Raw genomic sequence first — 13623 nt, 5'->3', positions numbered from 1 at the left:
AGCACGGGCGGACGGGCCGGCCAGCACGGGCGGACAGCAAGCAGGTCGGCGCGGGCTCTCAGCGCGCCGGTCAGCGCGGATGGCGCTCAGCGCGCCGTGGCCGAGATCAGCAGCCCGACGTCCGCGCTCTCCTCCCCCTTCTCCGGTGGCGGTGCAACGGCGACGATGCGCAGCTCGCGGCGGTCGGCGCCCTTCGTGACGCCCTCGACGGTCGGCAGCCCCCGGCTGATCATCTGGATCCGGTCGACGGTGAAGGTCGTACGGCTGCCGTCCGCGTGCTCGACCACCGCTTCGTCGCCGATGGCGACGCGCCCGACGGCGTGCAGCGACCCGGGCCGCTCCTTCGCCCCCATCCGTCCGCTGAACACCGCCGCACCCTTCGCACCGGGCACGGCGCTGCCGGTGAGCCAGGCGACCCCGGCGTCCGGGACGGCCACCTCCTCCCCCTTGTCGACGCGGAGTTCCGTGACGTCCGCACCGCGCAGCCCCGCGCCGCCGATGGTCACGGCGGTCGGGGTCCGCCCGCCGTGCGGACGGTCGTCGCCGCGGTCGCCGCCGACGGGCGAGGCGCAGCCCGTCAGGGACGACGCGAGGGCGATCAGGGCCACGGCCACCGCCGCCCGCCACCCGCCTGCGGCACCGCGCGGGAACTTCGCACCGGACACGGCGCGCCTCCTCAACCAGGTCGTGGGGCCGCCTCGGTGAACGGCCGGCCCCGGCGCACCGAGCCTAGGAAGCCGCGCGCCGTGGCCGCGTGCTCCGACACCCGGGGCCGGGGCCCGGTCACCCGAACGGCCAGTGCCCGGCGCCTGGGTGGCCGCCGGGCACTGCATGGGGAGGTCCTTACTCCTTAAGTCCTCTCTTCCTTACTTCTTGTCCTTGGGCGTGACCTTGCCGTCGGTGGTGCAGCGCTCGTCTTCGCTGCCGCGGGCGCAGTTGTTGCCCGGGGTGGTGGAGACGACGGTGTTGTGCAGCTTGAGGTCGCCGAAGGTCCGGACGTCGGTGGTGACGGAGAAGGTGATCGTCGCGGACTGCCCGGGTTCGAGCGCCCCGCGCCAGGAGAGGGTCGGCTCGTCGTAGGAGACGGTGCCCCTGCTGGCCTCGGCGTCGTCGTTGTAGGCGGCGTCGTCGAGGAGTTCGGTCAGGTCGTCGGTGAAGGTGGCGGGGTCGGCCGCGGTGTAGGCGGTGTCGCCGGTGTTGGTGACGGTGATGGTGTACTCCACCGTGTCACCGGGCTGCACCGTCGCCGGCCCGTTCTGCTTCTTCTCGATCGTCAGCCCGGGCTCGCCCGTCACCTCGGTGGTCGTGGTGTCGTCGTTGTTGTCCGGGTCCGGGTCGGGCTCGTTGCCCTCCACGACCGCGGTGTTGACGATCCGCGTGACGCCCTCGGCCGCGGTCCCGGTCAGCACGACGTCGGCGCTCTCGCCGTCGGCCAGCGGACCGCCCTCGCAGGTGAGGGTGCGGCCGGTGATCGAGCAGCCGTCGGTGGACGTGGCGGCGTCCGCCAGCCCGGCCGGCACGGTGTCGGTCAGCGTCCAACCGGACGAGTCGCCGGGACCGTTGTTCGTCACCGTGATCGTGTACGAGATCTCCTCGCCCTCCTTCACGGTGGCCGGCCCCTCCTTCGCCAGGGTCAGGTCCACCTCGGCGTTCACCACCGGGGGCACCTCGGTCGTCACGGTGTCCTCGTTGTTGTCGGGGTCCGGGTCGGGCTCGTTGCCCTCCACGACCGCCGTGTTCACGAAGGTCACCGTCTCGGACGGCGCGGTCGCGGTCAGCACGACGCTGGTGCTGTCACCGACGGCGAGTGCGCCGCCGGTGCAGGTCAGCGTGCGTCCCGAGATCGCGCACCCGTCGGTCGGCGTCGCCGGGTCCTGCAACGCGAGCGGGATGGTGTCGGTCAGCGTCCACCCGGTGGAGTCCGAGGGGCCGTTGTTGGTGACCGTGATCCGGTACAGGACGCGTCCGCCGGCGGCCACCTCCGCCGGTCCGACCTTCGCCACGGCGAGGTCCACCGACGGGTTCACCGTGGTGGTCGTGGTGTCCTCGTCGTTGTCGGGGTTCGGGTCGGGCTCGTTGCCGTCCACGACCGCCGTGTTCACGATCCGGGTCGCGTTCGCCGCGGCCGTGCCGGTGAGGGTGATCTCCCTGCTGTCGCCGACCGCCAGCGGACCGCCTTCGCAGGTCAGCGTACGGTCCGCGATCGCGCACCCGGCGGTGGACGTCGCGGCGTCCGCCAGCCCGGCCGGGATCTCGTCCGTCAGCGTCCAACCCGTCGAGTTCGAAGGACCGTTGTTCGTCACCGTGATCGTGTACGAGACGTCCCCGCCCGCACTCACGGTCGCCGGCCCGGTCTTCGTCACGGCCAGGTCGACCGACGGGTTGACCGTCGTGGTGGTGTCGTCCTCGTTGTTGTCGGGGTCCGGGTCGGGCTCGTTGCCCTCCACGACCACCGTGTTCAGGAGCCTGCTGGCGCCCACCGCGGCCGTACCGGTCAGCGTGATCGTGGCGCTGTCGCCCACGGCGAGCGCGCCGCCCTCGCAGGTCAGCGTACGGCCGGAGATCGCGCACCCGGGCGTGGTCGTCGCGGCGTCCGCCAGCCCCGCGGGAATCAGGTCGGTGACCGTCCACCCGGTCGAGTTCGAGGGGCCGTTGTTCGTCACGGTGATCGTGTACGACACTTCCCCGCCCGCGGCCACGGTCGCCGGCCCCGTCTTGGTGACCGCCAGGTCCACCGACGGGGTCACCGTCGTGGTGGTCGTGTCCTCGTTGTTGCCCGGGTCCGGGTCGGGGTCGTTGCCGTCCACGACGGCCGTGTTCACGATGCTCGTGGCACCCGGCGCGGCCGTGCCGGTGAGGGTGATCTCCTCGCTGTCGCCCACCGCCAGCGGACCGCCGATGCAGGTCAGCCCGTCAGCGCCGATCGAGCAGTCGGGCGTGGTGGTGGCCGCGTTCTCCAGGCCGGCCGGGATCGGGTCGTTCAGCCCCCAGCCCGTGGAGTCCGAAGGCCCGTTGTTCGTCACGGTGATCGTGTACGACACCTCCCCGCCCGCGGCCACGGTCGCCGGCCCCGTCTTGGTGACCGCGAGGTCGACCCGGCGCTCCAGCGTCGTGGTCACCGTGTCCTCGTTGTTGTCCGGGTTGGGATCGGGCTCGTTGCCCTCCACCGTCGCCGGGTTCACGATCCGCGTCGCGTTCGCCGCCGCCGTACCCGTCAGCGTGATGGTGGCGCTGTCGCCCACCGCCAGCGGACCGCCCTCACAGGTGAGGGTCTGCCCGGTGACGGAACACCCGGGGGTGGTCGAGGCGGCGTTCCGCAGCGTGGCCGGGATCTCGTCCGTCACCGTCCACCCGGTCGAGTTCGACGGGCCGTTGTTCGTCACGGTGATGGTGTACGAGACGTCCTCGCCCGCGGTCGCGGTCGCCGGCCCCTCCTTCGTCACCCCGAGGTCCACCGACGGCGCCACGGTCGTGGTGGTCGTGTCCTCGTTGTTGTCCGGGTCGGGGTCCGGGTCGTTGCCGAACACCTTCGCCGTGTTCTCGATGGAGGTGGCGCCCACCGCGGCCGTGCCGGTGAGGGTGATCTCGACGCTGTCGTCCACCGCCAGCGCACCGCCCGTGCAGGACAGCATGCCGTTGGTGATGCTGCACCCGTCCGTCGTGGTGGCCGCGTTCTCCAGACCGGCCGGGATGTCGTCCGTCACCGTCCATCCGGAGGACGGGTTGGGCCCGTTGTTGGTGAGCCTGATCGTGTACGAGATCTCCCCGCCGGCGGACACCGTCGCCGGCCCTTCCTTCGTCACGGCCAGGTCCACCGGCATCTGGAAGCAGGAGGTGGCGTCCACGGAGACGGAGCTGGCCGGCGCCTGCTGGGTGGAGAGCTGGGTGAAGGTCGGGGCGTCGGGGGTGGCGATCTGGAGCCGGGTGATGGTGCCCGAGTTGCTGAAGAAGCCCAGGTCACCGTTGCCGTAGGTGTACGTGCCGCCGTAGTCGGCGACCGGCAGGATGCTCGCGTAGGTGGTGACCGTCCCGGTCGTCGGGTCGATGCGGGAGATCCCGCCCTGGCGGTTGGCGCCCCACAGGTAGCCGTTGCTGTACGCGAAGTCGATGACCCCGCCCAGGGTCTCGCTCAGGGTGATCAGGGTCGCCGTCTTCGCGGTCACGTCGACCCGGTAGAGCTGGTCGTTGTAACCGTTGGTGACGAAGAAGTTCCCCGCGTCGTCGAACGCGCCCGCCGCGTAGTTCCCCGCGCCCGCCGGCAGTCCGGTGGTCCCGATGATGGTCGCCGCGCCGGCGTCGTCGATCCGCAGCAGGTTGGGGGTGGCGCCCCGCTGGATCGCGTAGATGTAGTTGTCGTCCGGATTGACGCCGATGGCGTTGTAGTCCTGGGAGGCGGTGCCCACGGGCATGAACGTGATCTCCCCCGGCCCCGTCACCCCCTCGTAGAGCTGGGTCGTCGGGGTCCCGGCGGACAGCAGGATGTCGCCCGCACACGACAACGGGGCCCGGGCGCTGGCGCCCGGGGCCGCGGCCTGCGGAACCGGAGCTGACCTCTGCGGCTGGGCCGCCGCGAAGGAGGCGGTGGCGGGAACGGCCGAAGTGACGAGGGCTACTGCGGTGCCCAACGCCGTCAGCCAGGGTCTCTTGAGCATACGGACGGGGGTCTCCTCGCTACGTGAGTGCGCAGGCGGACGAAACCGGGGCAGCCGGACGAGCCGGCCGAAACCTTTCCGCCGCCGGACCAGGTGGGTGAAACGCGGATGCTCCGCGTATTGGATCGGCCTGGTCAGGCACGTTTCCGGGAACACGGCACCCGAGGCCGCGTTCTTCACCCCAGCGGCCCAGCACCCCCGGGCCCAATCAGGCGACCCCTACCGCCGCACCCGATCAGCCGATCCGCCCCCGCCCACCCCGTCGCCACGCACGCAGCTCACCGCTCACTCCGTCGACGGCAGATGGATCAGCCCCGCCTCCGTCGAGCGGAACCCGCAAGCACCGAAGTAGAACTCGCCCATCCCGGGCTCGAAGTCCACGTGCAGCCACTCGCACCCCGCCCCCCGCGCCCGCTCCGCCGCCAACCGCACGACCGCCGTCCCGATGCCGCGCCGCTGGTGGGTCCCCCTGGTCTTGGTGTCGATCAAGAAGGCGTGGTCACCGCCGTCCCACGCCACGTTCACGAACCCCATGAGGACCCCCTCCTCGTCCCGGGCCCCCACCCAGCCCAGGCTGTGCCCGCTGATCCGGTCCCACCACCCGGCCTCGGCGTTCCCGCCGTGGGAACGGACGAGGTCGACCATCTCCTCGTCGGTGATGGGGTCACGCCATGCGTACGAAACAGCTCCACTCATCGCACCAGCCTGATCGCCGGCCCACCGGGGCGGCAACGCCATTACCACCCCGGCGTCCGGCTCGCCGGCTACCGACCGTCCACCGAAGGCTGCGGGCCGAGGACCTCGCCATGCTCCCCCGCCTGCTCCGACTGCTCGACGTCGTTCACCGCCGACGCCGGCACCCCGAAGATCCGGTCGAACGCCCAGTTGTAGCCGAAGGTGTAGAACGGGATGTAGACGATGAACACCAGGTCCAGCAGGAAGGCTTGGAGCAGCGTGATCTCCAGCCACCACGCGATGAGCGGGATCAGGAAGCAGACCAGGGTCAGCTGGAAGCCCGCGGCGTGCAGGACCCGTCGGCGCAGCGTGCGCGTACGGTCGCGCTGACGACTCTCCCACGCCTCGAACAGATGGTTGAACGCCAGGTTCCACACCGTCGCCACGACGCTGATCATGAGGGCCAGCGGTCCGGTGGTGGAGGGCGCGCTGCCGGTCAGGAGCGTCATCACCGCGGTGCCCACCAGGAACCCGAGGACCTCGTACCCGCTTACGTACACCAGCCTGCGCTTGACGCCCTGCATAACGACCGTTCCCTTTCCGTGGACCAACGGAACGGGACGTTATAGTCAAAGCAGTTGATGGGAAAAGTAAGGTTCTTTCAGAGAATTTGATAGACATATGCCCCTCTCCAGCGCCGACATCGAACTGTTCCTGGCCGTGGTCGACCACGGCTCCTTCTCCGGCGCGGCCCGCGCCCTGGGAAAGGTGCCGTCCGCCGTGAGCATGGCCATCGCCAACATCGAGGCCGAACTCAACTACCCCTTGTTCGACCGCTCCCACCGCGAAGCCCTGCCCACCCCGCAGGCCCGGGCCCTCGTCCCGCACGCCCGGACCGTCGCCAGCCGACTGCGCCTGCTCCAAGTCCACGCCGTCGAACTGTCCCAGGACCTGGAAAGCACCCTCACCATCGCCACCTCGACCGGCGTCCAGGACCACAAGCTCCTCGACGCCGTGACCCACGTCGGCTCCCGCTACCCCCTCCTGCGCATCAACCTGCTCCGCGCACCCCAGGACCAGGTCCGCGCGATGCTCCACCAGGAGCAGACCGACCTGGCCCTGATGACCTCATCCCCGCACGTCGACCGCGAGGAGGCCCTGACCAACGTCGCCGACGAGATCTACGTCGCCGTGGCATCAGCCACCACCGACTGCCACGGCCTCCCCGCCGACCTCCGCCGCCTGGAAGACCTCAACGCCAGCCGCCAAATCGTCGTGGCCGGCCCCGGTGACGACATCAGCGAACGCCGCCTCCTCGTCTCCGACGCCCGCTGGCACGTCGACTCCACCGAAGCCGCCCTCGCCCTCGTGGAACGCGGCGCCGGCTGGGCCAACCTCCCCACCAGCGCCGTCCACCAGGCCGTATCCGCCGGCCGACTCCGAATCCTGGAATTCGACAACCTCACCAACGGCCTGACCATCCCCGTCCACCTGATCTGGCTCCGCAGAAGGCCACTACGCCGAGCGGCCCACGAAATCATCGACCTCCTGCGCCACAACCCAAAAAAAGCCAGGTCAGACGATGTCTGACCTGGCTTTCAACTGAGCCGCCTTCGGGATTCGAACCCGAGACCTACGCATGACGAGGGCTTGCATGATCGTGACGGGCGGTGCTCCGTGATCATGCTCGGTCCGGTTTTCCCTGGTCAGAGACTTCCCGGCCCCGCAGGCGTGCCACCCAAGTCCGCTGCGCGCTTACCCGTCCGCTCACGCACCGCTCACGCAACCTGAGTGAGTCCTCAGCGCTTCCGCCAGTCCTTATGCGGGTCGATGAGGGTGCTGCCTCCTGCCCACTTCATCCCGCAGACAGGGCAGATCACATACCACTCGTCGCCTGGGGCACTCTCGTCCATACGTCCCCGCTGCCCAGTTCCGGTGCAATCCTCAGTGACTTCTTCGCGCATTGCTTTCTCCACCCTAAGCTGGCTACGCCACGCCCTCGTCGGCGAGAGCGGTCGAGCGGATCGAGTGGATCACGGACACCATGACGTCCACCTCGGCCTGATGGAAGATTGCCTCGGGTCCGGTCGGGGCGAGCGCGGTGAACGGCGACTCGTACAGCGCGTCAACGTCTATCGTGCCGTTGCGCGCCAGGTAGTCGATCAGCTCGTTGACGAACCGAAGTTGGTTGGCCGTGAACACCTTGCCCTGCTGAAGGGTATCGAAGGCCAGGGCTGCCGCCTCCCGTTCCAAGCCAGTCAGTGACCGGAGGAACAGGCCGAGGCCGCCCTTGGCTTCCTTGACGTAGTCGATGTCCGTCGAGGTGCCAAGGCCGGCCTCGACGAAGATCTTCTCCAGCTCCGACAGGTCCAGAGCCGTGATCTGCTTGTTGCGGCGGATCTTCTGGACGGCGAGCTGGTCCTGGTGCGTGTTGAGGTAGATACGGATCTTCTGCTCGAAGCGGGTGAGGTCGGTACCGATCTCCATGCCGGTGAGCGTGGCAGCAGTCAGCTCGCCCAGCTCGTCCTCGAAATCGGTGTACACGATGCCGCGCTTGGTCTTCTCGATCAGCCGGACCAGGCCACGCAGACGGCGTCGCATGGTCTCCAGCAGGGGCAGCGTCACGTCCTGCCACCACTCGTCGCCTGCGACCTCGTCGAGCAGGACCTGCTGGGCCTTGATCACGGGAATGGTCAGCTGGTCGAGCAGGGTGGACGCAATCTCCTGGACTTGGTCTCGTAGTCGGGTGAAGTCCGGGTCTCCGTTCGCGACGACGAGCTGGAGACGGAGCGCGAGCAGGTCGAAGCGCTTGGCCTCCTCGCCGGCGTCGTCCTTGTCGCGGAAGGCGGTCGGGAGTCCGGCCAGGTGGTCGATGACCTCACCGTGCGCGTCGGGCGTGAACTGCAGCCAGGCGTCAAAGTCGGCGAAGTTCTCGACCTGTTCGCGGTGCGGGCGAACCAGGAAGTTCTCCGGGTTCATCGCCGTGACCTCGTCATGCAGTCGAGTGGCGAGATCCCAGCGCAGACCGGAGTCGCTGACGGTGCCGTCGGACTCAGGCCGCGTAGCGATCACTGCGGCTGCTTGGCGGTCGCGGGCGGAGCTGTCATCAAGGGCGAGAAGCAGATCGGCTCGGCGCTCGAAGATCCGCTGGCTCAGCGAGGGGGCGAGCTTGCCTTCGGCGCGCATCAGGTTCTGATTAAAGAACTCGATGTTCTGGCACAGGTCGAAGACCAGAAAGCCGTCCTTGCTGCGGTTCGGGCCGAAAAGATCGGGCGCGAGGCGGGTACCACGGCCGATCATCTGCCAGAACTTGGTCTTGGAGCGCACCAGCTTGAAGAAGACGAGGTTGACGACTTCGGGGACGTCGACGCCGGTGTCCAGCATGTCCACGGAGATGGCGATCTGGGGAAGCTCCGCCGCGTCGGAGAACTTGTCGATCAGGCTCTGGGCATACTCCTTGCGGTAGGTGATGACCTGAGCGAAGGCACCCTTGAGGTGCGGGTAGTTCTTGTCGAACCGCTCGGCGATGAACTCGGCGTGGTGGTTGTTGGCGGCGAAGATGATGGTCTTGCCGAGCTTGTCGCCGCCGTCGACCTTCAGGCCGTGCGTCATGAGGGTCTGAAGGACCTTGTCGACAGTGTCGGCATTGAAGAGGTACTTGTTCAGCTCTTCCGTGGTGATCTCGTCAGGGACGTCACCGTCCTCGTTCCACTCCGTCTCGTCCCACTTCTCCTTGTCCTCGTCAGACAGGTCGTCGTACTTGATGCCACCGCGCTGGAACTTCAGCGGAACATCGACGGCGCGCGGTGCCACCAAGTAGCCCTCAGAGACCGCCTCGTCGAGGCTGTAGACGTCGGTGGGCACACCGTCCTCAAGCTCAAAGCGGCGATAGGTGTTCCGGTCGACCTCGTCCTTGGGCGTCGCCGTCAGGCCGACAAGGAGCGAGTCAAAGTAATCGAAGATCGCGCCGTATCTCTGGTAGATCGAACGGTGCGCCTCGTCGATGACGATCAGGTCGAAGAAGCCGGGGCCGAAGATGCGGCGTCCCTCTGCGTCGGTCTGATCGATCAGGTTCATCATGGTCGGATAGGTGGAGACAAACACTCGAGAGTGGGGGTCCTTCTCCTCCAGCAGGTTAACCGGGTTGGCACCAGGAAGGTGCTTCTTGAACTCGGTGGTGGCTTGCTTGACCAGAGCCTTGCGGTCAGCGAGGAAGAGGATGCGCTTGGCCCAGTTCGCTCGCATCATCAGGTCGCTGAGCGCAATCACGGTGCGGGTCTTGCCGGAACCGGTCGCCATGACAAGCAGCGCCTGCCGCAACGCGTCCTTCTCGAAGGAGTCGGCGATCCGCCGTATCGCACGGGACTGGTAGTGCCGACCGGCGATCTGCTCGTTGATTGGCAGCTTGGCGAGCTTGCGGCGGCTGGCCCTGCGCTGGATCAGGAGGCGCAGCTCGTCCTTCGTGTAGAAGCCCTGGACCTCGCGGGGCGGGTAATTGAGATCGTCGAACAGGTACGTGCGATAGCCGTTGGTGTAAAAGATCACCGGCCGCTGCTTGAACTGCGCTTCCAGGGCGTCGGCGTAGAGCGTCGCCTGGTACTTGCCCTGCTTAGGGTCGCGGGTGGTCCGCTTGGCCTCGACGACGGCCAAAGGCTTACCGCCGTCGTCCCACAGGACGTAGTCGACCTTGCCCTTACCGGAAGGCGAGGCCGAGGTCGGCAGCCCCGTGACGGGATACTCACGGTCCCTCGGCTGATCCAGCGCCCAGCCGGCCTCCTTGAGGAGGAAGTCGATGACGAGCGAGCGAGTCTCGGCCTCGTTGTAGTCGTGGGTGTCAGGCTGAGCCTCGTTCGCGACCTTGGCTGCCTTGACCTGAGCGCGCAGCTCGGCGATCTCGGCGTCGAGATCCTGATTCTTCTTCCGCTCGGCAGCCAGTGCGGCATCTTGCTCGGCGTACTTCTCCGCCTGGGCCCTCAGCTCAGCCTGCTTGGCGATCCGCACCTCGGCCGGGACAGGTCTAGGTATCAGCACTGTGTCGAACGCGAGTGTAGACGCGGGAAGCTGAGACTGGTCGCGAGTGTAGGTGCGGGCTATCCAATACAGGACGTGGAACAACTCGGCAACCGTGCGCACCGCATCCTTCGGAGTGATGGGGGTCTTACGGTGCACAGCGGCATTGCCCTGCCGTCGAATCACGTCCATCTTCGTCCGGATTGCAGGGCCGGCCACCTTCACCAGCGTCGGCTCGGCAATCAGCGCCGCAAGGTCGTCCTGGTATGGCAGCTTGAGCGTGTCGTCCGCCTCGAACATCCACGTCACCGCGAGCTCCAGCACCCGGCGCGTGTAGAACGCGGACGCTCGCGGGTCCGCGTACGCCAGTCGCTCGGCGTGTACCGCTTCGCGATGCAGCTCAGGCCACTCGGCCTGGAGGAACCCGAAGTTGCTCACGATAGTGACCTTTCACTGATGCGTTGTAATAGCGAAAGACAGTGCGGCGAAATTTAGGCAACCGACATTGCAGATCCCTGCCACAGTCCACCATGAAACGCGCGACTTTGAATTGAAACGAACAGGGCATCGAGCTCGGCAAGGTGACGCCAGTGAACGCCCCTTAGTGACTCAATAGAACCAATGCGCTTCGCGAATTCAATCTGCAAATTCAGCGGCGGTTTGGCGATGCTAATACCTTGAAGTTCTCGGGCGTTAATATTCGCCATCCCTACAATACTCTTACACATCCCCCGCAGGACACGCTTCGCGTACCGAGCATTAAGAAAGGCAGCCAGATATTCCGGGTCGTTAGCGTCATTCATTCGCACGCGAACAAGGTAGCCAGCGTATGCGAGTTCGCCACTTCCGCGGTAAATTGCAGACTTGCCGACCAGCTCTGCACTATTCGTGCGATTGAACAAGATGTCGCCACGGCGAACCAAATGCTTGTCTGGCACGCTAGCGCGATCCATGAACTTGAGGTCCCCTAGATCAATCTGCCCCGACGCCGTGATGTTACCCATTCGCAGAACAGGGATGTCTCCCGTCTCACTGGCCTTCTCGCTTGTTCCGTAACTCGCCGAGCTGATCAGATCGGCGATCTTTCCCATCGGCCATCCATTGGGATTCCGTGCAGGGTCGCCGAACATTTCAAGGAAGATGAACTGAGCGAGATCATCAAGGAGGGAAAGAGCCTCGCGGCGCTTAGCGCGCAACGCCTCGACATGGTCCAGCGCAGAGACAATTTCATACTGTACGGCAAGCGGCGGTACAGGGAGGGAAATCCCTAGCAGCGATTCACGGCCAACCGTAGCCTGATTCACCCACTGCCTGCACATTGACTTGAATACACCACGCTGAAATTGCTCTCGGAGCCAATGGGCAAGATAAGCAGGTGCAAGCTGCTCGATATCTGTCCGCAGACGCAGGAAGTGATTACTGAAAACCGTGGGCTCATCAAGGCCGGGAAAGAGGAGGGTCTTCCCCACGAGGTCTGGGCTGTTTGTCGCGTTGAAGAGGACGTCGCCAGAGCGGAGAAGTGTGTTACCGGCTGATTTATGATCAGCCGGTACATACCGCTTCTTAGCAAGGTCCAGCCTGCCTGACCTGGTGATGTTGTTCATGCGGATTTGGAAGATTCCGTCAGGGTCTTCCTCACCACAAGCGAAACCAGGCTTGGCGTCAACAACCAAGTCGCCGAGCATCCGATTCACGAGCCCGCTCATCCCAGCATCCCCTTGAGCTCGCTCATGCCCTGCTGGATATCAGCCTCGATCCGCGCCAGCTCCTCCATGATCTCGCCCGGTGCCCGGTGCTCGACTTCCTCGTGGACGATCTCTTTGTACCGGTTGAGACTCAGGTCGTAACCCTGCGCAGCAATGTCGTCCTTGGGAACGCAGAAGCTCTGCTCAGTCCGCGCCCGTTCTTGCTCACTGCCATTGCGGCGTCGCCAGCGCTCCAACACGTCGGGCAGATTATTTCTGGCTTGCTCGTCTTCGCTCAGCACGCCGTTCCCGATAAGCGGTCCGAGTTTGTCCCCCGACAACAGCGGCGTACGCTTGTCGTCGAGACTCCAGCCATCCGCCGTAACCTCGTAGAACCAGACGTTATCTGTGCCGCCACTGTTGGTCTTCGTGAAAAACAGGATAGCCGTAGAGACTCCCGCGTACGGCTTAAAGACACCGCTCGGCAACTTCACGACGGCATCCAGCTTGTGTCCCTCGACGAGCAGCTTACGCAACTCCTTGTGCGCCTTACTGGAGCCGAAGAGCACCCCGTCCGGCACGATGACCGCAGCCCTGCCGCCTGGCTTAAGTAGACGCAGAAACAGGGCAAGAAATAGCAGCTCGGTCTTCTTGGTTTTGACAACCTTCTGCAGGTCTGACGCTGTCGCGTCGAAGTCTAGGCTGCCCGCGAAGGGCGGGTTGGCGAGGATAAGGGAGTACCGGTCGACCTCGCCCGCCGCACTCTGGGCGAGCGAATCACGATAGCGGATGTCGGGGTTTTCAACCGAGTGCAACAGCATGTTCATGCTGCCGATGCGAAGCATTGTGCTGTCGAAGTCGAACCCGTGGAACATGCTCTCGTTGAAGCGCTGCCGCTGAGCCGGCTCGAACAGCGCCTCTCGATGGGTGTGCTCCACGTACTCAGCGGAGGCGACCAGGAAGCCAGCCGTGCCACATGCCGGGTCGCAGATCTCGTCACCCGGCTGCGGGGCCATCATCTCGACCATCAACTGGATGATGTGCCGAGGCGTACGGAACTGGCCGTTCTGTCCCGCCGTGGCGATCTTGCCGAGCATGTACTCGTACAGGTCGCCCTTGGTGTCCTTGTCGCCCATGTCGATGCCGTTGATCATGTCGACGGCCTTGGCGAGCAGGTTCGAGGTCGTGATGGTGAAGCGAGCGTCCTTCATATGGTGCGCGTAGGTCGAGTCCGCGCCGCCCAGCGTGCGCAACCAGGGAAAGACGCCGTCGCGTACTCGCGTGAGCATGTTCTCAGGGGACTCGTTGATGAACACCGACCAGCGCAGGACCTGGGTGTCGTCCGCGTAGATCGGGTTCTCGACCTGACGTCCAGTGCGGTTGGCCCTGTTCTCCTTGGCCTGTTCCAGGATGTCCAGGCGCCGGATGAACATCAGGTAGGTGATCTGCTCGATGACCTCCAGTGGGTTGGAGATCCCGCCAGACCAGAAGGCGTCCCAGAGTCGGTCGATCTTGCTCTTCAGCTCACCTGTAATCACGCAAGCAGGCTAGCGCAGCCCACTGACAGGAGCGGAGCGATCGGAAGAGCATTGGCGAGAGAG

Annotated in this window: 8 protein-coding genes; 1 reads left to right on the top strand and 7 read right to left on the bottom strand. The window is 66.0% G+C overall.

Features of this window, described 5'->3' with window-relative positions; translation table 11 throughout:
- Positions 1 to 86: 86 nt before the first annotated feature.
- The 4 genes from ACH4E8_RS17670 to ACH4E8_RS17655 all read right to left on the bottom strand — a co-directional run bounded on the left by ACH4E8_RS17670 (position 87) and on the right by ACH4E8_RS17655 (position 5911).
- Positions 87 to 665 (bottom strand): class F sortase, encoded by a 579-nt coding sequence (locus ACH4E8_RS17670; protein WP_398449054.1) that lies wholly within the window; start codon positions 663 to 665, stop codon positions 87 to 89.
- Positions 666 to 866: 201 nt separating this feature from the next.
- On the bottom strand, positions 867 to 4652 hold the full coding sequence (locus ACH4E8_RS17665) for a DUF6923 family protein (protein WP_398449052.1): 3786 nt from the start codon (positions 4650 to 4652) through the stop codon (positions 867 to 869).
- A 285-nt stretch (positions 4653 to 4937) separates the two neighbouring features.
- Entirely contained in the window at positions 4938 to 5348 is a 411-nt protein-coding gene (locus ACH4E8_RS17660) for a GNAT family N-acetyltransferase (RefSeq protein ID WP_398449050.1), read from the bottom strand.
- Positions 5349 to 5416: 68 nt separating this feature from the next.
- Positions 5417 to 5911 (bottom strand): PACE efflux transporter, encoded by a 495-nt coding sequence (locus tag ACH4E8_RS17655; protein ID WP_398449048.1) that lies wholly within the window; start codon positions 5909 to 5911, stop codon positions 5417 to 5419.
- A 97-nt stretch (positions 5912 to 6008) separates the two neighbouring features.
- On the opposite strand from ACH4E8_RS17655, the gene ACH4E8_RS17650 reads away from it, so the two are divergent.
- Positions 6009 to 6917 (top strand): LysR family transcriptional regulator, encoded by a 909-nt coding sequence (locus ACH4E8_RS17650; protein WP_398449046.1) that lies wholly within the window; start codon positions 6009 to 6011, stop codon positions 6915 to 6917.
- A 396-nt stretch (positions 6918 to 7313) separates the two neighbouring features.
- On the opposite strand, the gene ACH4E8_RS17645 is transcribed toward ACH4E8_RS17650, so the two are convergent.
- From ACH4E8_RS17645 to ACH4E8_RS17635, 3 genes are read right to left on the bottom strand one after another with little or no spacing between them, the layout of a single operon-like run.
- The gene (locus tag ACH4E8_RS17645; protein ID WP_398449044.1) at positions 7314 to 10775 is read right to left on the bottom strand and encodes a DEAD/DEAH box helicase family protein; all 3462 of its coding nucleotides are present in this window, start codon (positions 10773 to 10775) and stop codon (positions 7314 to 7316) included.
- Between the two features lie 53 nt (positions 10776 to 10828).
- A complete protein-coding gene (locus tag ACH4E8_RS17640; RefSeq protein WP_398449042.1) occupies positions 10829 to 12043 on the bottom strand; it encodes a hypothetical protein in 1215 nt (404 codons plus the stop codon).
- Positions 12040 to 13560, bottom strand: coding sequence for an N-6 DNA methylase (locus ACH4E8_RS17635; protein WP_398449040.1), 1521 nt, complete (start codon positions 13558 to 13560; stop codon positions 12040 to 12042). Before ACH4E8_RS17635 ends, ACH4E8_RS17640 begins: the two co-directional genes overlap by 4 nt.
- Positions 13561 to 13623: the final 63 nt, after the last annotated feature.

It is taken from the genome of Streptomyces sp. NPDC017979 (assembly GCF_044328175.1).
Classification (GTDB): Bacteria; Actinomycetota; Actinomycetes; order Streptomycetales; family Streptomycetaceae; genus Streptomyces.
The sequence above is the reverse complement of the archived record's forward strand: the minus strand, read 5'-3'. Positions and strand labels throughout refer to the sequence as shown.

Excerpts from the sequence above, each read along its gene's own strand:
- ACH4E8_RS17665 (WP_398449052.1), bottom strand. The coding sequence starts at position 4,652 with ATGCTCAAGAGACCCTGGCTGACGGCGTTGGGCACCGCAGTAGCCCTC.
- ACH4E8_RS17660 (WP_398449050.1), bottom strand. The coding sequence starts at position 5,348 with ATGAGTGGAGCTGTTTCGTACGCATGGCGTGACCCCATCACCGACGAG.
- ACH4E8_RS17655 (WP_398449048.1), bottom strand. The coding sequence starts at position 5,911 with ATGCAGGGCGTCAAGCGCAGGCTGGTGTACGTAAGCGGGTACGAGGTC.
- ACH4E8_RS17650 (WP_398449046.1), top strand. The coding sequence starts at position 6,009 with ATGCCCCTCTCCAGCGCCGACATCGAACTGTTCCTGGCCGTGGTCGAC.
- ACH4E8_RS17640 (WP_398449042.1), bottom strand. The coding sequence starts at position 12,043 with ATGAGCGGGCTCGTGAATCGGATGCTCGGCGACTTGGTTGTTGACGCC.